The following is a 22834-nucleotide window of genomic DNA, read 5'->3' as shown; positions in this document are numbered from 1 at the left end:
GCGAAGTTGTAAAGTTTTTTTGTTTCACACAGATTTGGCAGATTGAGCAGATTTAAATTGATTAGAATTTTATTATAAATCTGCATAAGTTTTTTATTCAGTTTTGTAATCTGCCAAATCTGCGAGAAAAAGACTAACCACAATTTGCTAAAAAAAAGCTTAACTTAATGATATTACGCTTCGGGATTGCCTCTTTGCGGTTAAACAAAAACAAAAAAACCGGGAAATCTAATTAAAGATCCCCGGTTTCAAAAACAGAAAACTAACTCAATTTAAAATCTGTCCCAAAATATTTTTGTTGTCATTAAATCCCCACCAATAGCGGTAGCGGCTGCTTCATAATTTTCTTTATTCAGTGTTTTATCAAAAAGCGAATAAATGTTACGAACCGGCACTTTTCCTTGTGCTGCATCAACTGCAGTCGAAGGCGCTTGCAAAGCAGGAAAATCTAATCTTCTATATTCTGTCCAGGCTTCAAATCCTCTATTATAGTAAGCAATCCAAAGTTGGTATGCTATTTTTTCTTTAGAAGTTCCGGTTGCAGTTGCAAAAGCAACATCGGCTCTATCTACATACGTTTGCGCATCTGCATCTGCAATTTTCCAAAAATGCATACTTGCCAAAATTCCTTTTTTGTAATATTCATCTGCCGTACCTCCCACATTAAATCCGCGGTTAGCTGCATCTGCCAATAGAAAACATGTTTCTGTATAATCAAAAATAACTCCCGGATTTGTTTTCTCTTTTAGTCTTGATCCTACATTAGAAAAATCGCCATAAGTTACTTGTTTGGCATAAGGTGCTCCTTTATAAACTCCTCCTTTTTTAGACTCTGGATTAAAGAAAACATCACGTCTTGGATCTTCTTTTGCATTCAATTCGTTAACAAAAAACTCTGTTGGTACAGTCTGTTGTTCATTCACTAAAGTATTATACAAAGGATTCATATCTACAATTGACGAAAAATATTGAAACAATGCTGTCTGACTTTCATTTGTTATTACTCCCGAATTGTAAGCACTTTCAACTATACTTTTAGCTTTTGCAGGATCTACGTCAGCAAGGTGCAATCCTAGTTTTAGTTTCACACTGTTTGCTAATGTTTTCCAGTTAGCTACATCGCCCTTATATATTAAATCTGCTTTGCCAAAACTGTCTTTACTACTATCCATATCAGCAATTGCAATATCTAATCGTGCTGCTAAATCCAGATAAATACTTTTTGCATCATCATATTTAGGAAGTGGATGTACTGTAATATCGAGAGCTTGGGTATAAGGAACATTTCCAAATAAATCGACAAGCGTTTGATAAGCCATAACAATCTGAACTTCAAGTATCGAAATTTTGTTTTTCTTAATTGCTATATCAACCGGACCAAGCGCTTCTTTAGCTTTAATCTGTTTTTCAGAGTTTAACAAGTCCTGCAGGACATCTCTGTACAATATAACCGTATGAGAATTTCCCAAATTCCTTGCTTCCTGATTGTAATTTACCTCATCTGTATAAGTTGTACTTGTCCAATACTGTGCATATCCTCTAAAATTATTATCATTTACAGAAGCATTGGTCAGGAAATAGGCATAATTAACTTGTGCATTTGTCATCAAGGCGTTTGGCAAAACGGTTGTATAAGCTTTTTTATCTTGATTTAAATCGTCTACATTGTCACACGAAGCAACCGAAAGTAAAATGGCTCCTGCAAAAAATATTGTTTTTACTATTTTCATTTTGTTTGTTTTTAGAATTGAACTTTCATGTTAAAGTTATACTCCTTTGATGTAGGCAAAACTCCGGTTTGAAAACCTTGAAGATTACCTGAAGAAAGTCCCGCTTCCGGATCAGCGTAAGGTAAATTTTTACTTATGATCCATAAATTAGATCCGTTGACAGCAAAAATCATACTGCTCATAAAAGTCTTTGCAAGAAACTTAGACGGCAATCTATAGCTCAACCCAACCTCACGAAGCTTTACATAAGATGCATCGTAAACATATTGTTGCTGTGGCATAGAATTGTAAAAAAAGTATCCGTCTGAACCGTGTACACTAACAACCTTATCATTTGGAGTTCCATCTTCTTTTACACCAGCTAATAAAATCCCTCCGCCATCTGCAACAAGATCTCTCTGCGGATGTCCTAAATGATTATTAGATACTGTACTTTCATAAATTCCTGTAGTATGTCCGAAACGTTGATCTAATGAATAAACATCTCCTCCTTTTTTCACATCAATTAAAAAGTTGAATGCGAAATTTTTATAAGTTAAAACGTTATTTACACCACCAATCCAATCCGGATTTACATCACCAATATTAACTCCGGCAGCTTGTAAATATCTTCCGTTTGCACGAATTACTTTTTCCCCATTCAAATACGTAAATCCAGAACCAGTAAGCTGTCCAACTGGTTTCCCAACCTCAGCAACATAATTTACACCTTGAAAAGATCCCAACGAGATTCTATCAGCTCCTCCTAATGAGATTACTTCATTTTTATTAGTAGACCAGTTTACTTTTACTTCCCAAGAAAAATCTTTAGTTTTTACCGGAATCACATTCATTGTTACTTCAAAACCTTTGTTCTGAACATCTCCTGCATTTATCCAAGCCTTTGTATATCCTGTTTGTGATGGAGTTTCAATAGAAAGAATTTGATTTGTTGTATTTGTTTTGTAGTAAGAGAAATCAAAACCTAATCTGTTTTTAAACAATTTAACCTCAATACCTGCTTCAACACCTTTAGTCAACTCACTTTTTAAGTTAGAATTACTTCTGTTGTTTTCTGTAGAAAAACGAATTCCGTCAGGACCAAAATTATCATTCTTAGGATATGTTGTTGAAGTCACTGCAAAAGGAGCATCATTTCCTGTTTCAGCATAATTCAGACGCAGTTTTCCAAAAGACAACCAATCTGTTTTAATGTGATTACTAAAGATATAAGTTCCCGTAATAGACGGATACGAATAGGTATTATTATCTTTTGGCAATGTCGAAGATTGATCTACACGATAAGTTCCTTCTAAGAAATAAGTATCTAAGAAATTAAAACTTGCATTAGCATAAATACTATTTGTTCCAAGAGTGGTTTGATGTTCTTCCGGACTATTTATTTTGTCAATCGAATTGCTCAAAGCATACATTCCCGGCACCACTAAACCTCCATTAGTTCTGGCATATATCGAATTAGAAATTGAGCGTCTTGAATTTGCCCCAACCATTCCGTTGAATTTGATTCCCTCCGTAATATTGGTCTTAAAATTTAAAATCAAATCAAAATTGACCTCTCTAAAATCTTTATCATATCTCGAATACTGTCCAAGCCCATTTGGAGTTCTTTTCGATCCCACAGCAATACGCTCTTCCTGTAGTTGGTGGTAATAATCTACAGCACCTTTACCAGTAATATCAAACCAATCGTTTACCTGAGTAGTCAAATTCACATTTCCAAAGAAACGATCACGGTCTAAAGTATTGTAATTATTATATCTCTGAAAATATGGATTATCATGAAACTGAACTGTCGAGTCATTAGGGCCGGCCACATTCCAGGTTGTATTTTCTCCTGTTAGATTATAAGCATCTCTTAAATCCTTAAAATCTACACTTGTTGAATACCATTGTCTCACACTACTTAAATAATTATTTCCTCCATCACCATAACCAGTTTCATTCATCCCTTTTGCATTTGCCTTTAAGTAATTGGCTGAAGCCGAAATTTTGGTCTTAGGTTTTAGATTGTAACTTGCCGAGAAATTAAAATTATCCTTACGATTATCACTATTTGGCAAAATTCCCTGATCTTGATTGTAATTTGTATATCCAAATCTGAAATCACCATTTTCATTAGCAGCCGCAACTGCAACATTATTTATGTAGGTTACACTATTCTGATAAAAACTATTTGGATTATTTTGTACCGCTTTCCATGGTGTTGCTTTTCCGTAACCCGGTAATTCAGGATAAAATGAATTCCAATTGTAAACTAACAAATTAGAATCAAACTTTGGTCCCCAAGAAGCATCATCGGTTGCAGCATAAGGATGCACGCCGCTACCTAAATCTACAGTTCCATAAAAATCACCATATCCGCTTCCATATTGATTTTGATATTCCGGTAATGTCTTTTTATCGACTACTCCAATAGTAATTCCAGAGCTAAAAGTCACTCCCAAACCACCTTTAGACTTACTTCCTTTTTTTAGAGTAACCAAAATCACTCCGTTTGAAGCTCTTGAACCATATAAGGCAGAAGCCGCAGCTCCTTTCAACACGTTCATAGTTTCAATATCATCGGGATTTATATCCGCAGCAGCGTTCCCATAATCATATCCACCGGTATTACCTCCTCTTTGCTGATCTTCACTATTGGTATTATCATTATTTAAAGGAATCCCGTCTACGATCCACAATGCCTGATTGTTTCCTGTTAACGAAGTTGTACCACGAATAATCACATTAGTAGAACCTCCAATATTATTGTTACGTCTAATTTGTACACCGGCGATTTTACCCGAAATTGAGTTCGCCACGTTACCCGTGTTTACCTTTGTCAAATCTTCGCCTTTTATTTCCTGAGTCGCATATCCCAGAGATTTCTTTTCTCTTTTGACACCCAAAGCCGTAACTACAATTTCCTGAAGCTGCTCTGAACCTCCAGCTAAAACTACATTTACAACAGTATTTGTAGCCGTTATTTCCTGAGTTTTCATTCCAATATAATTAAAAACAAGAACAGCATTTGAACTTGCTTTAATAGAATATTTCCCGTCAAAATCTGTTTGAGTTCCTGTCTTTGTTCCCTTAATTAATACACTCGCACCCGGTAAAGGTATTCCTGTATTATCTGAAACAATTCCGGATACAATCCGCTCCTGTGCGAGCGCAAATTGTGCTAGCAGTACAAAAAAAAGTACTACCGTTTTTCTTTGAAAAAACTTAAATTTCATAAATTGGTTTTATAATTAGTATTGGCAAATATTTTGCTTTTTTAACAATTTTAATGACAATATATTACCACAAAAACCTATTATATTACCCTTTAATTAAACATTTATCATTTTCACATGTATTATCTTATCTTAAAAAATCAACCTTTTTATACCTTTTAATTGAATCAGTGGAGAAACATAAAATATTTTGTACTGACTAATTATTTTAACCGCAAAGCGCACTAAGATTTAATTTTACTTTATACATAGAAAACACAAAGTTCGCGAAGCTAGATCAACACAAAGCTTTGCGAACTTTGTGTTTTTTAAACATACTGTTAGATAAAAAACCTTAGTGTGCTTTGCGGTTAAATTTATCTCAAAACAAAAAAGGGAAAACTTCTTTTTACAGAAATTCTCCCTTTTTTATTTTAATTATCAGATTTTATTTTGCTCCCGGAGGACATTTTTCGTTTACAAATTTTATAAAAGTATCTACTAAATGTCTAGTAGTACCCTGTCCTTCATAAATAGAATGCGAACGATTTGGATAAATCATTAAATTAAACATTCTGTCATATTTGATCAATTCATTAATCAAAACTTCTGCATTTTTGTAATGTACATTATCATCTCCAGTTCCGTGAATGTAAAGCAAATTTCCTTTCAAATTCTTTGCATACGTAACCGGTGAAGCCTGAACGTAAGTTGCTTCGTTCTCACTTGGCAATCCCATATAACGCTCAGTATAGATATTATCATAAAAATGCTGATCTGTAACCGCCGAAACTGCTACACCTGTTTTGTATATATCAGGATATTGAAACATCAAATTCAATGTTACAGCTCCACCGCCGCTCCATCCGTGCACAGCAACTCTGTCAGCATCAATAAAATTCCATTTCAAAACTTCTTTCGCCGCCATTGCCTGGTCACGAGTATTGATAATTCCGATGTTTTTATAAATAGACTTTCTCCATTTTGTCCCTTTTAATGATGGAGTTCCTCGGTTATCCATTGCGATTCCGATATATCCTTTTGGAATCAATAAATCTATAAATCCATTAAATTCAGGTGTATCATTTGCTACACAAGCCATTGGTTCACCATAAACATAAAAGAATAATGGGTATTTTTTAGTTGGATCAAAATCTAATGGTTTTGCCATAATTCCGTCCATTTCGACACCATCAGCAGTTGTTACTTTAAACTTTTCAAGAGAGAAATTACGGTTTGGCTTCGCAAAAACATCTGCTTCTTTTGGCAAGATTTTTTTATGCTCTGATAACGAAACCAAGCGAATATTATAATAGCGATTGATATTAGAATTGGTATGTTTTGCATACGATCCGTCAGTAGAAAATTGATATTCATTAGTTCCTTCAAATTCTTCCGGAGTAATTCTTTTTGTTTTTCCCGAATTCAAATTCGTTTCATACAAATATCTCTGAGTCGCATCTTTAGGACTTGAAATATAGTAGATTGATTTTGTCTTATCATTATAAGCTTTATAATAAGCATCATAATTTCCGGTTGTAAGTAATGTTTTTTTCTTTCCGTCGGCACTAATTTTATAAACATGCATCCAGCCATCAGCATCAGAACTCCATAAAAAAGATTTTCCATTGTCTACAAACTGACATGGAAAACCATCATAAACTCCAGATGAAATATCAAAAACATCAATCCATTCCGGTGATTTTTCCTGATAGATTAAATTTGCTTTACCAGTTTGTGCGTTGCAATTATAGATCGAAGCTTGATTTTGGTGTCTGTTTAACTGAATCACCATTACCGCATCTTTGGCAACCCATTCCATACGAACCAAATAATTATTATCAGGTTCACCCGGAATATCAAGCCAGTTTGTTTTTAAAGAAGTGATATCGATAACACCAATTTTTACTGACGACGGTTTTTCTCCCGCTTTAGGATATTCTACCGGAACCACAAATGGATATAACGCATCTGTATTATTAATCATTAAATGGAATTTTGTTTCTGAAGCATCAACACGCCAAAAAGCAATACTTTTTCCGTCAGGACTCCAACGAAATCCATCGCGTGCCGCAAGTTCTTCTTCGTAAACCCAGTCAAAAGTTCCGTTGATTACTTTATCAGTTCCATCGGTTGTTAAAGGAGTTACTTTGCCCGAAGCCAGATTCTCTAAATAAATATTATGCTTAGAAACATAAGCAACATTCTCGTTGTCATTAGAGAATTTAGCAAACATCAAAGACGATTCTTCTAAATTTGATCCCAACATTCTTCCTTTTCCAGTTGCTAAATCAAAAAACCAATAATCCCCTTTAGTTTTAGCTCTCCACACGGTTTTTGAATTGGTATAAACCAAAACTTTTGTCTTGTTTTGATTCCAAACCAAATCTTCAACTTCTCCGTTAAAGCCTGCATTTTTTAATTGTTCACCTGTTAAAACAGTAGTACTTTGATTTAATTTATCTACATCGTAAACCAAAACATTCTGATCAGAACTTACCCAGAACGAATGCGAATTGGGCAGCCATTTTAGCTCATTGATATCAATGCCAGTCTGAGCAAAAATACCTGAGCAAACAAAAAGTAATAGTAAAAAGTGTTTTTTAATCATGGTTTATTTGGTGTTAATTAGTAATTCTATTTCTATAATTTCAATTGGCAGTTCTTCTGATAAATTGATATTTCCGTTCTCTGTCAGCAGATAATCGTTTTCTAATCGGCAGCCAATTCCTTCTTCTCTGATGTAAATTCCGGGCTCGCAAGTTAAGACCATTCCTTTTTCGAAAGGTTTTGAATACAAACCGACATCATGAACATCAAGTCCTAAAAAATGTGCTGTTCCGTGCATGAAATATTTTTTATAAGCTGGACTTTGAGGATCCTGAGCAGAAATTTCTTCTTTAGTAATCAACTTCAGTTTAACCAATTCTGTTTCGATCAGACTTGCCATTTGCAATTCATAATCTTTTGACAGAACTCCGGGTTTCAAAAATTTAGAGCCTTCTTTCAAACAATATAAAACGGACTCGTAAACTTCTCTCTGACGTGCTGAAAATTTTCCGTTTACCGGAAGACAACGTGTAGTATCTGAATTATAATTGGCATAACAAACACCAAAATCTACCAAAATCATTTCGCCATCACGACAAACAGAATCATTGGTATTGTAATGAAGTGCACAGGCATTTTTACCAGAAGCTATAATAGGTTTAAATGCATGACGATTTCCTCCATTTTTAATATATTGATAAGCCAGTTCGGCTTCCAATTCGTATTCTTTTACATTGGGTTTTACGGCATTCAAAAGCCCTTTAAATCCTTTGACGCTTATCGAAATTGCTTTCCGAATCAAATCGATTTCTTCCTCAGATTTTACCGGGCGCAATTCTCTTGTAATTTTAGCAACACGCTCGTATTGATGCAACGGATATTTTTGTTTGCACCACTGAATCATTCGATCCTGACGTGTATTCATTTCTGAAGTTACTCTTTTAATATGCTCGTTATGTCCTAAATAAATTGCATCTACTTCAAATGCAAAAAGTTGAATTGTCTTTTCGAATTCGTGAATCCATTTCACATTTTTAATTCCTGATATGGCCGAAACTTTTTCTTTGGTCAGAAAATCTCCTTCCCAGATTAAAGTGTGCTCACTAACTTCTTTTACAAATAAAATTGCTCGGTTTTCTTCTTTAAAAGCATCAGGATAAAGTACTAAAATAGTTTCATCCTGCTCAATTCCTGACAAATAAAACAAATCATTATTTTGCGCAAAACCCATTACATCGTCTGCGTTATTGGGCATTACATCATTTGATGTTAAAATTGCCAAACTGTTATTTTGCATCTTTTCGATAAACCTTTTTCGGTTCTTCTCAAACAAAGAAACTGGAATTGAATCGTATCTCATCTTTTATAATTGAAACATTTTTGTATCAACAGAAGTCGTTTTACCAGAAATAATCTCTGTAATTACTTTTCCTGTTGCCGGCGCAAGACTTAAACCCATCATGGCGTGTCCGGTTGCGAAAGTCAAATTTACAACTTTTTCTGCACGCGAAATAATTGGCATTCCGGAAGGTGTGCAAGGTCTGAATCCAAACCAGGTTTCTTGTTCTTCAGGCATTCCTATTTTCATTTCAGGGTAAAACTCGTTTATACTGTTTACAATTCCCTGTAGTCTGTTTTTATTGATTTTAGTATCTCCGGTGTGTGTGATTTCCATAGTGCCTCCAAAACGAATATCATTATTCATAGGCGTTACCGCTACTTTTCCTTCACATAAAATAGATGGAATTGATGGTTTATGGCTTTTATCTTTTAAGGTAAAACTGTAGCCTTTTCCCGGAAGGATTGAAATTGAAATTCCTGTTTTCTTCGCCAATAAAGGACTCCATGAACCTGCTGCCAAAACTACCTCGTCTGTAGCAAATGTACCTTTGCTGGTTACAATTTTGGTGATTTTATTTTTATCAAAAACAAAATCCTGCACCATTGTTGCCGGATGTATTTCGACCTTCAATTGTTCTAATTCCTGCTTTATAAATTGCATAAATTTTTGAGGATATAAATGCGCATCACCTGTATAATGAACACCACCCTGAACATCTGTTTTTGTTCCTTTTTCTAATTTTGCAACGGCTTCCGCCGAAAGATAATCAACCTTCAATCCCATTTTTTCTGCTTCTCTTCCTTCAAGAAACATTTCGTGTCCCACTTTTTCTGTTTTGTACAACATTAAAAGTCCTTTTTCTTCATAGAAAAAAGAATTATTATTTTTAGCAAAATCCTGATACAACTCTTTACTCAACAAAGATAAATCTCGTAATGCCGGCATTGCTTTTTCTACATGTTTTGCATTTGCGTGTTTGTAGAATTGCAATCCCCATTTGATTAAATCAGCATCTAATCTTGGTTTTACATAAAACGGACTTTGACTATTAAACATCCATTTCATTCCTTGCGCAATCATGCCGGGTTGCGCCAGCGGAATTATATGCGACGGAACTATCATTCCTGCGTTTCCATAAGAACAACCGTCATCCATCGCAGATTGATCAAAAATGGTTACCTCAAAACCTTCTTTAGCAAGATAATAGGCTGAACACAGACCAATTATTCCTCCTCCAATTATACTTACTTTTTTCATTTATACAGAATTAAAAAATTCATTGAAGGAAGTTACTATTTCTTCCTTCAATGAATCAAATTTTTTATTAGTTTTTAAATCACCTGAAAACCATGTGCATACGGATCATCTGATTCGTCTATCATGATTGTATTGTAACCGTATACTTTTGCCCAGCCCTGAATGCTTGGCACAATTGCAGCAATTTCACCAATAGAAGTTTCTTCTTCGACTCTACCAATAAATTTACTGCCTATATAACTTTCGTGAATAAAATCTTCACCTTTTTTAAGCTTTCCTTTTGCATGCAACTGAGCAATTCTCGCCGAAGTTCCGGTACCGCAAGGCGAACGATCTATGGCTTTGTCGCCGTAAAAAACTGCATTTCTTCCGGATGAACTTGGATCAAGAGGTTCGCCCGTCCATAACATGTGGCTCACATCGCGGATGGTATCATTTTGCGGATGAATAAAATAATCCGGATATTTCTCGTTGATTCTTTTACGGACTTCCTGACTAAACTGAATAATTTTGCTGGCTGTAAAATCCTGAACTCCTGAGAAATTTTTCTGCGGATCTACAATCGCATAATAATTTCCGCCGTAAGCAACATCAAAAGTAATCTCGCCCAATTCAGGACAATCGATAGTTAAACCTTCAGCTGCTAAATATGATTTTACATTGGTCAAACGAACCCAGTCAACTTTTCCAGCGGTTTGTTGGTATTCGATATTTACCAAACCTGCAGGGGCTTCCATTTTTATTTTTCCGGGTACTTTTGGCGTAATTAAACCTTCTTCAATGGCAATTGTAATAGTACCAATTGTTCCGTGACCGCACATTGGCAGACAGCCGGAAGTTTCGATAAACAAAATTCCAAAATCATTATCCGGATTACTTGGCGGATATAAAATACTCCCGCTCATCATATCATGACCGCGAGGTTCAAACATTAATCCTTTGCGAATCCAATCAAATTCTTTTAAAAAATGCTGACGTTTTTCGCTCATATTAGCACCAACCAAATTTGGTCCTCCGCCAGCCACAACTCTCACAGGGTTTCCGCAAGTGTGTGCATCTACACAAAAAAAAGTTTTCTTTGCCATTATTATACCTGAGATTTCGTTTGAATATTATTTAGCGTTCTTAAAATTTGCAATGGATTTTCGTTTTGTAATTCTGCCGGTAATAACTCATTTGGCCAGTTTTGATAACTAAATGGTCGTACCCAACGGTATACAGAATGAATTCCAACTGCCGTAAATCTAGAATCAGAAGAAGCCGGATAAGGGCCTCCGTGAATCATTGCCGGACAAACTTCAACTCCTGTAGGAACGCCATTAAAAATCAAGCGCCCAACTCGGTTTTGCATTGCCGCGATCAGTTTATTATAATCTTTCAATTCGTCTGACTCTCCGATAATTGTTCCTGTCAATTGCCCGTCTAATTGATTGACAATTTTCAGTAACTGCTCTTCATTATCGCATTGTACAACTATTGAAACAGGTCCGAAAACCTCATGACTTAATGTTTTATTCTCTAAAAAAGTTTTACCATCTACCGTCAAAACCTTCTGAACTCCATAATTAGGAGCTGCTTCGCCTTTGTATTCAGCAATTTTCGAAACTCCATTTTGAGCAATCATTGTTGCTGCACCTTCCTCAAAACTATTTTTCATTGATGGATGCAACATACAAAATGGTTCAATTTTTTCAATGGCTTTTGCCAATTCTTCTGCAAATTTATTTAATTCAGCTCCCTTAATTCCAAATAATAATCCTGGATTGGTACAAAACTGACCTGCGCCAAGGGTAATTGATCCTGCATAAGCCGTTGCCCATTTTTGACTGTTTACTTCTAATGCTTTTGGCAGAAAAACTACCGGATTCACACTTCCCATTTCGGCAAAAACCGGAATTGGTTCTGGACGCTGTGCTGCAAGATCAAACAAAGCTCTTCCGGCACGAATACTTCCTGTAAAACCAACTGCTTTTACCAACGGATGTTTTACCAAACTAGCGCCAAGAGTTGTTCCGCCTCCAACAAGATTAGAGAAAACTCCATTTGGCATATTTGTTTTTTCGGCAGCTTTAAGAATTGCAGAAGCTACCATTTCGCCAGTACCAACATGCATCGAGTGACTTTTTACAATTACAGGACAACCCGACGCTAAAGCTGAAGCGGTATCACCTCCGGCTGTTGAAAATGCAAACGGAAAATTACTCGATCCAAAAACTACAACAGGACCTAATGGCACCATCATTTTTCGCAAATCTTCTTTTGGAGCAGGAACCCTGTCTGTTATTGCAGTGTCAATTGCAGCCTGAACCCAGCTCCCTTCGGTAAGCATTTGAGCAAACGAACGTAATTGTCCGACCATCCTGCCTCGTTCCCCCTCTGCTCGACCCATTGGAAAACCGGATTCACTGCAATACTGCACTAACAAATTATCTCCTAAAGCTAAAACTTCGTCTGCAATAGCATTTAAAAAAACTGCTTTTTCAAGACCGGAACAATTCTTATAAGTCCCAAAAGCCTGATTGGCCAACGTAACAGCTTCTTCTATTTCTTCTTGAGTTGCTTCTGTAAAAACCCAAGGATTTTCCTTATCTAACTGCGGATTAAATGTTTTGAATGTTTTTTCTCCGGCAGCTTTAAGTGTATTTCCCACGTAATTTTTTCCTGTAATCATATCTCTTTTTGTTTTTTGAATAAATACTTTACAATTCTTAAAAGAAGAAACTTGTAAAACCAATTGTATCAGCCTATGATTACAAATTTTTATAATCCGGTAATTCCGGTCTTGATTCTAATGATCTGGCAATAATTCCTAAAACGTGCTCTCTCTCAGCTCCACGAAGCGGCAATCTTGGTGCACGAACATTTTCTGTTCCAATTCCTGTTGCTACTTCAGCAAGCTTGATATTCTGAACTAAAAAAGAATTAATATCTAATTCTAATAAAGGTAAAAACCATCTGTATATTTTTAACGCTTCGTCAATTCGTCCCGCTTTTGCTAATTTGTAAATCGCAACGGTTTCTCTCGGGAAAGCATCTACTAAACCAGAAACCCATCCGTGAGATCCCATTAATAAACTTTCTAAAGCCAATGTATCAACTCCCGATAATATTTTTAAACGATCTCCAAAACGATTGATCATTCTTGTTACATTAGAAATATCTCTGGTTGATTCTTTTACAGCCTGGATATTATCGAATTTTAAAATTTCTTCGAACATATCCAATGTAACTTCAATTTTATAATCAATTGGATTATTATAAACCATTATTGGAAGCGTAGTATTTTTAGCCACTTCAGAGAAAAACACTACTGTTTCATAATCAGAAGCTTTATAACGCATTGGAGGCAACATCATCAATCCTTTTGCTCCATCTTGTTCCGCTTTATTAGCAGCCAAAATTGCTCCGCGTGTAGTTTGTTCAGCAATATTCATGATTACCGGCACTTGATTGTTAACCATGCTAACAGTACCTTTTACCAACTCTCTTTTTTCTTCTTCTAAAAGCGTGCTGGCTTCTCCTAAAGTTCCGCCAAGAATTATTCCTTCTACACCTGCGTCTAGTTGTGCTTTTAAGTTAACTTCAAACATTCTGAAGTCTAATTTATCATCTGCAGTAAATTTTGTAGTTACCGCTGGCATAACGCCTTTCCATTGAATACTCATAATATTGATTTTAATTAGGCCAAAATTATTTATATTGAACAAAGCAGGAGACTTAAAAATTACCTTAAAATAATACTATATTACCGTATATATCCCATTTAAGTAAAAAACTAACTAATATATTGCTATTTTTTTTACAAAATAAAATATATTTGAAGTAACTAACTAACCTAACCATGAAAGTTTTTCCGTTCAAAATCCCTAAATCAGGAGAAGATCCCCTTATATATCAAGAAGATAGAGAAGTTGTTTTCTATGACAAACTTCATCAGCATGAAGAAATTCAGATTAGTTTTATCGAAAAAGGCGAAGGTGCAATTTTTGCCGGTGATACTATTTCGCATTACAACGAAGGCGACATATTGGTGATTGGCAGCAATTTACCTCATGTTTTCAGAAGTGAAGTACGCGAAAATGAACCATCCATTATGCTTACCTTGTTTTTTACGACAAACTCATTTGGAAGAGATTTTTTCTCCTTAAATACATTCAAAAATATTCATCCTTTTTTAGAAAGCAGCAAAAATGGCTTTATAGTCCATAATGCACCCAAAAAAATCACCAAGTCTTTCAAAAAACTAAAAAAAGCCGACAATTATCAACGTTTTATTCTGTTTCTGGAAATACTGAAATGGCTTTCAAACAACGACAAAGAACTTTTGTCTAATCATTTATATGATAAAAAAATCACCGATAATGAAGGAAAACGAATGCAGACAGTATTTGAACATGTAATGACTAATTTTAGCAAAAACATAAATCTAGACGAAATTGCTTCGATTGCCAATATGACTAAAAACGCTTTTTGCCGGTATTTTAAAGTCCGGACGAACAAGTCCTTTTTTCAGTTTTTAATAGAAGTGAGAATTGAGCATGCTTCGAAGCTACTGGCAAATAACAGTGAACTTTCTGTTTTAGAAATTGCCGAATTATGTGGCTTTAATAACATCTCAAATTTCAACAGAAAATTTAAGGAGTTAAAACAAACCTCTCCTTTACAATATAGAAAGCTAAACTTGTAAACTACCGTATAATTTTTACCGCAGAGATTTTTTTTAACCGCAAAGTTCGCAAAGATTTAATTTTACATTGCGCGTAGAAAACACAAAGTTCGCAAAGCTAGATCAATACATAGCTTTGCGAACTTTGTGTTTTTATGATAAGCTTACATAAAAAACTTGGCGAACTTTGCGGTAAAAAAATCTTTGCAGTAAAAACTATTCAATAGATAGTCTCGTCATAATTGGATAATGATCTGAGTTTTCAAAATCCGGAAAACTTTCGAATTGCTTCACTTTCATTTTACTGTCTGTAAAAATATAATCAATTCGGGCTGGATAATATTTGAATTTATAGGTAGCTCCAAAACCTTCCCCAGCTTCTTCAAAAGCATCTTTTAGTTTTCCTTTTATATTTCGATACACGTATGAAAACGGACTATTATTCATATCACCACAAATAATAATCGGATTTTTACATTGCTTGATATTTTCTTTGAACATCTCAGCCTGTTCCTGTTGTTGTCTAAATCCCTTGCTGATTCTGGTATAAATAAGCTGCGATTTTTCCTGATTTACGTTGTCTATATTATTTGAAATATCACTAACATCAGGCGAAATCTTAATCGACTGCAAGTGCATATTATAGACCCGAATCACATCTTTACCCCGTTTTATATCAGCATAAATAACATTATTATCTGACTTAGGAAAAATAATATTACCCTCATTTATAATGGGAAATTTTGAAAAAATAGCCTGGCCGGTTTTAATTTTATTTCCTTCAATAAAAATATAACGATGCGGATACACTTTTAAATCTAAATGCGCAGAGTTTGAATATTCCTGAATACACAAAATATCCGGATCTTTTTCGTCAATAAAGGCTTTAATATTTGACGGAATATCATCACGATCCAACCATTTAAAAACATTAAAAAGACGCACATTATAACTCATCACAGAAAAATCCCTTTCATCAGCTACATATTCTTTCGTCGAAAATTTATAAAATTTACTTATAAATGTAATTCCGGTTAATAATACCAAACCAGACAAAATAAGACGCTTTTTAAACTGAATTGCCCAATAAACAAAGAACAATCCGTTCAGGACAAAAAAAGCTGGCATAAAGAGCGTCAGCACCGATAAAAGCGGAAAACTTTTAGGTGCTAAAAACGGTAAAATATAGATACTAAATGTCAGTACAGTCAGAACTATATTCAAAAAGAACATTATTTTATTAAACCACGAAAGGTTTTTCATATTTGTTTGCTAAAAGGATTATTTTCCAGCTTTAAATAAAAACTCTTTTTCTTCTTTTGTGAGACAATCATAACCAGACTGGCTAATCTTGTCTAAAATTTCGTCGATTTGCTGTTGCGTTTTGTCTTTCGTAACAATTCGGGACGTCACTTTTTCTGTAGGTTTTTTGTAATTTTTATGAACTTTTGTGAAAGGGGTCGATGGAGATTTTCTAAATAGATTTGTAAAAAAATCAAGCGTTTTGGAAATAATAATACTCAAATCTGTTCCGTTTTGAAGCAGCTTAATATAAATAAATCCAAAAACAGCTCCGGCTAAATGCGAGATATGCCCGCCGGTGTTGTCTAAACGAAACTGCATTAAATCTAAAACCAAAATCACAGCCGTAATATGCCATAATTTAACGTTTCCGATAAGCAACAAACGTACATTCATTAAGGGCTGATACGTTGTGGTTGCAACCAAAATTGCCATAATAGCAGCGGAAGCACCAACAATAGAAGCCGCAAAATTTAAAAAGTAAAAACTCAACGCAAAGACAACTCCAGAGAAAATAGCACTTAAAATGTATAATCCCAGATATTGCTTTTGAGTAAAAAAGGTTAGAAATAAATTACTGGCAAAGTTTAAAACCATCATATTAAATAACAAATGCAAAAATCCGTCATGAAAGAATGCGTACGTTAAAAATGTCCAGGGTTTATATAAGAAAACACTAGGATCTGATGACAAAGCCAACCAATTTGGAAAAGCAAATTGACCAATAGAATATTGATAGAAAAACACTAATGAAACCAAAAAACAAGCAATGTTCCAGTAAATGACACGCATTGCAATTCCACCTAATTTATATTGTAGTTTTAAATCGTCCAGAATGTTCATAAAAGCTTTCTTTAGTTTTTATTTTTTTATATTAAAGTTAAAAATTAATTCCAACGATTTTGATTAAACTGATTTTTTTTCCAATACCACATAATTAAAAATCCAAAGAGTGCACCGCCAATATGTGCGTAATGAGCCACTCCATCTGCTACACCTAAGAATGAATTTCCTAAAATCCCAAAGAAACCATCATATAAAAGCATATAAACCGGTACAAAATATTTCGCTTTAATTGGAATTGGAATAAACATAATTCCAAGTTCCGCATTAGGAAACATAAAAGTAAAAGCAACAAGCAATCCGTAAATAGCTCCAGAAGCTCCAACAACAGTCCCGAAATAAGCCTCAGTAAAATGTTTAAATTCAGAAACAGACAATATTTGTTGCCATCTCGTATCTATTTTTCCTTCATCTAATAATTGCAAAACTTGAACTTTATTGTAGCCATTAGCTAATAATGTATTTAATGCATCTTGATAAAAATAATAGTTTACAGCATAATTTATCAAAGCCGCTCCTAATCCGCAAGAAATATAAAAAAACAAGAATTTCTTACCGCCCCAAAAATGTTCCAATGTCGAACCAAAAGAATATAAAGCAAACATATTAAAAGCAATATGCATCACACTTCCATGCATAAACATGTGTGTGATAGGTTGCCAAAATCTAAATCCTGGATTCTCGGGAAAGAAAAGAGCAAAATATGCATCTGCAGCAGGAACTAAATTGCAGCCAATAAAAAATATGATATTAATTATCAATAATTGTTTTACTACGGGTGTCATTTTCATCATAAGGCAAACTTTTTATCTATATCTTCAACACGCATCGTGATGAATGTAGGTTTTTGAAAAGGTGAAATGTTTGGATCTTTACAGGCAAATAATCCGTTTACCAAATTATCCTGTTCTTTTTCGGTTAAATAAGATCCGGTTTTAACCGCTAAACTTTTGGCCATAGATTTCGCAATCGTATCATTCTGACTGTAACTATTGGCTGGAATTCCGTCTTGCAAATCACTCAGCAATTGCTCTATTACAAGAGAGACTTCACTTTCTGTAATATTTACAGGGATTCCCGAAATGACAATATGGTCTGTTTGAGCTTCTTCAAAAACAAAACCTGTTGTTTCTAATGAAGGCTTCAACTCCTCGATTAATTCCATTTCGCTCGACGAATAAAATAAATTCAAAGGAAACAATAATTGCTGGCTTGATGCTTGATTAACGGTCATATTCAACAAAAATTGCTCGTATAAAATACGTTGATGTGCACGCTGCTGATCAACAATAACCATTCCTGATTTTATTGGTGAAACTATATATTTTTTATGAATTTGATACGTTCCCTGACTTGCTTGTTCTACCTCATCATCATTAAACAATGACGATGTTACTTCTTCGTTTTCGAATGTAAAAGGTGAACTTTCGATACTTTCTGTATTCAGTCCCACATACAAACTTTCCCAGCTCGCGGTAGGTTCGACTCTTTTAGAATATCCTCCTGAATATGAGCTTGATCCTGAACCGGATCCCGAACTTGATTTCGAATAATGTTGATTGGTTTTATCATCCGTAAAGGGATTAAAAGTTCCATCGACCTGAATCGTTGGCGTTTCGGCTTCTAAATCTTTATAATGATATGGTGTGTCTAAATTTGCATCGCGATCAAAATCCAATACCGGAGCAACATTAAATTGTCCTAAACTATGTTTTATAGAAGCTCTTAAAATTGCGTATAAAGCCTGTTCATCATCAAACTTAATTTCTGTTTTGGTCGGATGAATATTGATATCGATCGTATTTGGCGGAACTTGTAAATACAGGAAATAGCTTGGTTGAGAACCGTCTTTCAAAAGTCCATCATAAGCCGCCATTACCGCGTGATGTAAATATCCGCTTTTAATAAAACGATCGTTTACAAAAAAGAACTGCTCGCCTCTGCTTTTCTTAGCAAATTCAGGCTTGCAAACAAATCCCTGAACATTTATAATTTCGGTATCTTCATTAACGGGTACCAGTTTTTCATTGGTTTTACCGGACATGATCCCCACAATTCTCTGACGATAACCTGCCGCCGGTAAATTATACATCTCGCTTCCGTTATGGTAAAATGTAAAATGAATATTTGGATGTGCCAAAGCTACACGCTGAAATTCATCCATAACATGACGGAATTCAACGGTATCTGATTTTAAGAAATTACGACGTGCCGGAATATTAAAAAACAAGTTTTTAACCGCAAATGAAGTTCCTTTTGGTAAAACGGCTACTTCTTGCGAAACAAATTTACTTCCTTCAATTATAATATGAGTTCCTAATTCGTCCTGATCTTGCTTGGTTTTCATTTCCATGTGTGCAATAGCAGCTATAGAAGCCAACGCTTCTCCACGGAAACCTTTAGTATGAAGCGAGAATAAATCTTCTGCCTGACGTATTTTTGAAGTTGCGTGACGCTCAAAACACAAACGAGCATCAGTTACATTCATTCCCATACCATTATCGATCACCTGAACCAATGATTTTCCAGCGTCTTTAATGATCAATTTTATATCAGTTGCTTTTGCATCCACAGCATTTTCTAATAACTCTTTTACTACAGAAGCTGGTCTTTGAACCACTTCTCCGGCAGCAATTTGATTAGCAACGTGATCAGGAAGTAATTGAATAATACTCGACATTAAAAAATTTGGGTTAAAGGTTGTTCCCTAATTCGAACAAACATGGTCTGTAAAAATCTCAGGATAATATTATTAATTCATTTATGGTTTTTAAAAACCAAGGTGTACAAATTTAATGAATTTCTGTTGGGTTTTAGAATAACAGCTATCATAAAAAAAACAAAAAACCTATACTCTTTTTACACAGCATAGGTTTTAGTATTTTTAAAACAATTGTGTTTTATTCGTTCTCAATTTTTCTTGGTTTGTCTTCGATTTGAAGCGCACCTGAAGACAATAATGGTTGATGAAACGGATGTGACATTGAAGCTTGCTGACGAATATAAGCCATTTTTATTGCTGCAATTGCTGCTTCGGTTCCTTTGTTTCCGTGAATTCCTCCACTTCTGTCAATAGATTGCTGCATGTTATTGTCTGTTAAAACACAAAAAATAACTGGAATATCAGTCTGAACATTCAAATCTTTAATTCCTTGCGTTACACCTTCGCACACAAAATCAAAATGTTTGGTTTCGCCTTGAATTACACATCCAATTACAATAACCGCATCTACGTTTTGCGTTTGCAACATTTTCTTTGCACCATAAATCAGCTCAAAACTTCCCGGAACATTCCAACGAATAATTTGCTGTTGCGGTACATCACAATCAACTAAGGCATCAAAAGCGCCATTATAAAGTCCTTCTGTTATGGTTTCGTTCCACTCAGAAACAACAATCCCAAATCGAAAGTCTTTCGCATTTGGGATCGTGTTTTTATCGTATTCTGATAAGTTTTTATTTTCAGTAGCCATCAGTAATATTTTAGATTTTTGATTTTAGAATTTAGATTCCTAAATACAAATCTACAATCTTAAATCTAAAGTCTAAAATTTTTATTGTGCTAATCCAATCAATACATCAACAGAAGCTGCTTCTGGAGCTGCATCGTAGTTTTCTTTAATATCAGTTAAGTATTTGATAGCGTCTTCTTTTTGACCTAAAGCCAAAGCTGTTTTACCTGCTTTTAATAAGAAACGAGGTGTTGTGAAATCATTTTTGTTAGATTCAGCAGCTTTTACATAATAGTCTAAAGCTTCTTTTTGTTGGTTCTTTTGAGAATAAGCATCTCCAATTGCACCAATTGCCAAAGCACCAACGATAGCTTCTTTTGATTTAAAGTTACCTAAGTACTTAATAGCGTCATCATATTTACCAATATTCAAAGATGCGATACCAGCATAATAGTTCGCTAAGTTTCCTGCATCAGTTCCTGAATATTCGTCAGCAATTTTAACAAATCCGAATTTACCTTCAGAACCATTCAAAGCCAATTTATATAATGAATCGCTTGCTACACCATTTGTTGCTTTTTCAAAATTTTGTTGCGCAACAAACATTTCGCTTGCAGCTTCATTTTGTTTAGGAGCTTCAATAAATTTTTGGTAAGCCAAATATCCAATTGTAGCAACTGCAATACCAGCAACTAAACCAATAATGATTTTTTGATTTTTAGCAACCCAATCCTCAGTTTTTGAAGCGGTTTCATCTAATTTTGAGAACACACCAGCCGTTGTACTATCCTTTTCGTCAATGATTACTTGTTGTTCTTCTGTAACAACATCTTTAACTTCTTTTTCTTTTGGTGTTTTATATCCTCTTTTATTATAAGTAGCCATTTCAAATTAATTTAGTGAACGGCAAAAATAAAATTTTTATTGAAACTAACGTAAAAAAAATCAATTTTCTCTCTGTTTTAAAAAAATATTTTACTAAACGACAACTTCTTTACGATTTCAAACAAAATAATTCGTCCTGAAATGCGCCAAAAGCCTATTATATCGATAATTTTCAATAATTTGCACCCTTAAACTTTTGCTTTCCAAAAAAAGTGCTTTTTTCAGCTAATACCGTAATTTTAGCCACAGATTTCACAGATTCTCACAGATTAAAAAAGTCATAAAACTAGATTTGACAAAGAAATCTTTTTAAATTCTTTCAATCTGTGGCAGAAAACAACCTAAATCTGCAAAGCAAAGAGCCTAAATTCACTAGAAGCAAGCCTTATTTTCAGTCCTAAAAAATGTATTTAAACAAAATTTCTTTATTCAATTATAAAAATTTCTCCGAAGTCAGTTTTGATTTTGACCACAAGATCAATTGCTTTGTGGGCAAAAACGGAATTGGAAAAACCAATGTGCTCGATGCAATTTATCATTTGGCTTACGGAAAAAGTTATTTTAATCCGTTGGCGGTTCAGAATATCAAACACGGAGAAGAGTTTTTTGTAATTGATGCCGAATTAGAAAAAAACGACAGAACAGAACAAATCGTTTGCAGTTTAAAAAAAGGACAGAAGAAAATCTTAAAAAGAAACGGAAAAGCTTACGATAAATTTTCAGATCATATTGGGTTTATTCCGCTTGTGATTATTTCTCCAGCCGATCGTGATTTAATTGTTGAAGGAAGCGAAACACGCCGTAAATTTATGGACAGTGTGATTTCGCAATTAGATTCTACTTATTTACATCAGCTTATTCAATATCAAAAAGTAATCGTGCAGCGAAATGCGCTATTAAAGTATTTTGCCCTCAATCATACTTTTGACAATGACACCTTATCTATATATAATGAGCAGCTAAATAGTTTTGGACAATCTATTTTTGAAAAGCGAAAAGATTTCCTGGAGCAATTTATACCTATATTTAATATACACCATCAAGCCATAACCGGATCTGAAGAAACGGTACAATTGGTTTATGAAAGTCATTTGTTCGAAAAAGACTTATTGACACTTTTAAAAGAGAACATTAATAAAGATCGCGCGCTCCAATATACAAGTGTCGGAATTCATAAAGATGATTTATCATTTGAAATTGATTCACATCCTATAAAGAAATTTGGATCTCAAGGTCAACAGAAATCTTTTTTGATTGCTTTAAAACTGGCTCAATTCGAATTTTTAAAAAAACAGAGTGGCGTAAAACCTCTTTTATTATTTGATGATATTTTTGATAAATTAGACGAAAGTCGTGTTGCCAAAATTATCGAAATGGTAAATAGCGAAACTTTCGGCCAGCTTTTTATTTCAGACACGCATCCAGAACGTACCGAAGCGATTGTAAAATCAACACATCAGAGTTATAAGATATTTAATTTGTGATTTTTTTTTAGCCACGAATTTCTCGAATTTTCCCGAATTTACTTTGTCTAAAATAATTTAGCCGCAGCTTTCACGGATTAAACGGATTTAATGCTTTGACGCAAAGTAACCGCAATATTGTCATTC

General features: G+C 34.5%; 16 protein-coding genes. 2 read left to right on the top strand and 14 right to left on the bottom strand.

All coding sequences use genetic code 11. The annotated features are described in order from the left end of the window. Positions 1 to 272: 272 nt before the first annotated feature. The 8 genes from LPB88_RS20085 to LPB88_RS20050 all read right to left on the bottom strand — a co-directional run bounded on the left by LPB88_RS20085 (position 273) and on the right by LPB88_RS20050 (position 13741). Positions 273 to 1730 (bottom strand): SusD/RagB family nutrient-binding outer membrane lipoprotein, encoded by a 1458-nt coding sequence (locus LPB88_RS20085; protein ID WP_230717461.1) that lies wholly within the window; start codon positions 1728 to 1730, stop codon positions 273 to 275. Between the two features lie 11 nt (positions 1731 to 1741). Then, the gene (locus LPB88_RS20080; protein ID WP_230717460.1) at positions 1742 to 4948 is read right to left on the bottom strand and encodes a SusC/RagA family TonB-linked outer membrane protein; all 3207 of its coding nucleotides are present in this window, start codon (positions 4946 to 4948) and stop codon (positions 1742 to 1744) included. A 427-nt stretch (positions 4949 to 5375) separates the two neighbouring features. Continuing rightward, entirely contained in the window at positions 5376 to 7538 is a 2163-nt protein-coding gene (locus LPB88_RS20075) for a DPP IV N-terminal domain-containing protein (protein WP_230717459.1), read from the bottom strand. Between the two features lie 3 nt (positions 7539 to 7541). After that, positions 7542 to 8837 carry an aminopeptidase P family protein gene (locus tag LPB88_RS20070; RefSeq protein WP_230717458.1) on the bottom strand — a complete coding sequence of 432 codons (1296 nt, stop codon included), beginning with the start codon at positions 8835 to 8837 and terminating at the stop codon, positions 7542 to 7544. Positions 8838 to 8840: 3 nt separating this feature from the next. After that, entirely contained in the window at positions 8841 to 10076 is a 1236-nt protein-coding gene (locus LPB88_RS20065; protein ID WP_230717457.1) for an FAD-binding oxidoreductase, read from the bottom strand. A 74-nt stretch (positions 10077 to 10150) separates the two neighbouring features. Further along, a complete protein-coding gene (locus LPB88_RS20060; RefSeq protein ID WP_230717456.1) occupies positions 10151 to 11161 on the bottom strand; it encodes a 4-hydroxyproline epimerase in 1011 nt (336 codons plus the stop codon). Positions 11162 to 11163: 2 nt separating this feature from the next. Beyond that, a complete protein-coding gene (locus LPB88_RS20055; protein ID WP_230717455.1) occupies positions 11164 to 12747 on the bottom strand; it encodes an aldehyde dehydrogenase (NADP(+)) in 1584 nt (527 codons plus the stop codon). A 79-nt stretch (positions 12748 to 12826) separates the two neighbouring features. Next, entirely contained in the window at positions 12827 to 13741 is a 915-nt protein-coding gene (locus LPB88_RS20050) for a dihydrodipicolinate synthase family protein (protein ID WP_230717454.1), read from the bottom strand. Positions 13742 to 13917: 176 nt separating this feature from the next. Between LPB88_RS20050 and LPB88_RS20045 the strand changes: the two genes are divergently transcribed. Further along, positions 13918 to 14763, top strand: coding sequence for an AraC family transcriptional regulator (locus tag LPB88_RS20045; protein WP_230717453.1), 846 nt, complete (start codon positions 13918 to 13920; stop codon positions 14761 to 14763). Positions 14764 to 14958: 195 nt separating this feature from the next. On the opposite strand, the gene LPB88_RS20040 is transcribed toward LPB88_RS20045, so the two are convergent. The 6 genes from LPB88_RS20040 to LPB88_RS20015 all read right to left on the bottom strand — a co-directional run bounded on the left by LPB88_RS20040 (position 14959) and on the right by LPB88_RS20015 (position 21224). Continuing rightward, positions 14959 to 15975, bottom strand: a complete 1017-nt coding sequence (locus tag LPB88_RS20040; protein ID WP_230717599.1) for an endonuclease/exonuclease/phosphatase family protein — start codon at positions 15973 to 15975, stop codon at positions 14959 to 14961. Between the two features lie 48 nt (positions 15976 to 16023). After that, positions 16024 to 16887, bottom strand: coding sequence for a rhomboid family intramembrane serine protease (locus LPB88_RS20035; RefSeq protein WP_230717452.1), 864 nt, complete (start codon positions 16885 to 16887; stop codon positions 16024 to 16026). Between the two features lie 44 nt (positions 16888 to 16931). Next, positions 16932 to 17681, bottom strand: a complete 750-nt coding sequence (locus LPB88_RS20030) for a rhomboid family intramembrane serine protease (protein ID WP_230717451.1) — start codon at positions 17679 to 17681, stop codon at positions 16932 to 16934. Continuing rightward, positions 17678 to 19567 carry a DNA mismatch repair endonuclease MutL gene (mutL, locus tag LPB88_RS20025; protein ID WP_230717450.1) on the bottom strand — a complete coding sequence of 630 codons (1890 nt, stop codon included), beginning with the start codon at positions 19565 to 19567 and terminating at the stop codon, positions 17678 to 17680. Before mutL ends, LPB88_RS20030 begins: the two co-directional genes overlap by 4 nt. Positions 19568 to 19787: 220 nt before the next feature. After that, complete coding sequence (gene ribH / locus LPB88_RS20020) at positions 19788 to 20360, bottom strand: 6,7-dimethyl-8-ribityllumazine synthase (protein ID WP_230717449.1); 573 nt, start codon at positions 20358 to 20360, stop codon at positions 19788 to 19790. 81 nt (positions 20361 to 20441) lie between these two features. Then, positions 20442 to 21224, bottom strand: coding sequence for a tetratricopeptide repeat protein (locus tag LPB88_RS20015; protein WP_089353645.1), 783 nt, complete (start codon positions 21222 to 21224; stop codon positions 20442 to 20444). A 404-nt stretch (positions 21225 to 21628) separates the two neighbouring features. On the opposite strand from LPB88_RS20015, the gene LPB88_RS20010 reads away from it, so the two are divergent. After that, a complete protein-coding gene (locus tag LPB88_RS20010) occupies positions 21629 to 22708 on the top strand; it encodes a DNA replication/repair protein RecF (protein ID WP_230717448.1) in 1080 nt (359 codons plus the stop codon). Positions 22709 to 22834 lie beyond the last annotated feature (126 nt).

This window comes from Flavobacterium sp. JAS, from assembly GCF_020991455.1.
Classification (GTDB): domain Bacteria; phylum Bacteroidota; class Bacteroidia; order Flavobacteriales; family Flavobacteriaceae; genus Flavobacterium.
The sequence above is the reverse complement of the archived record's forward strand: the minus strand, read 5'-3'. Positions and strand labels throughout refer to the sequence as shown.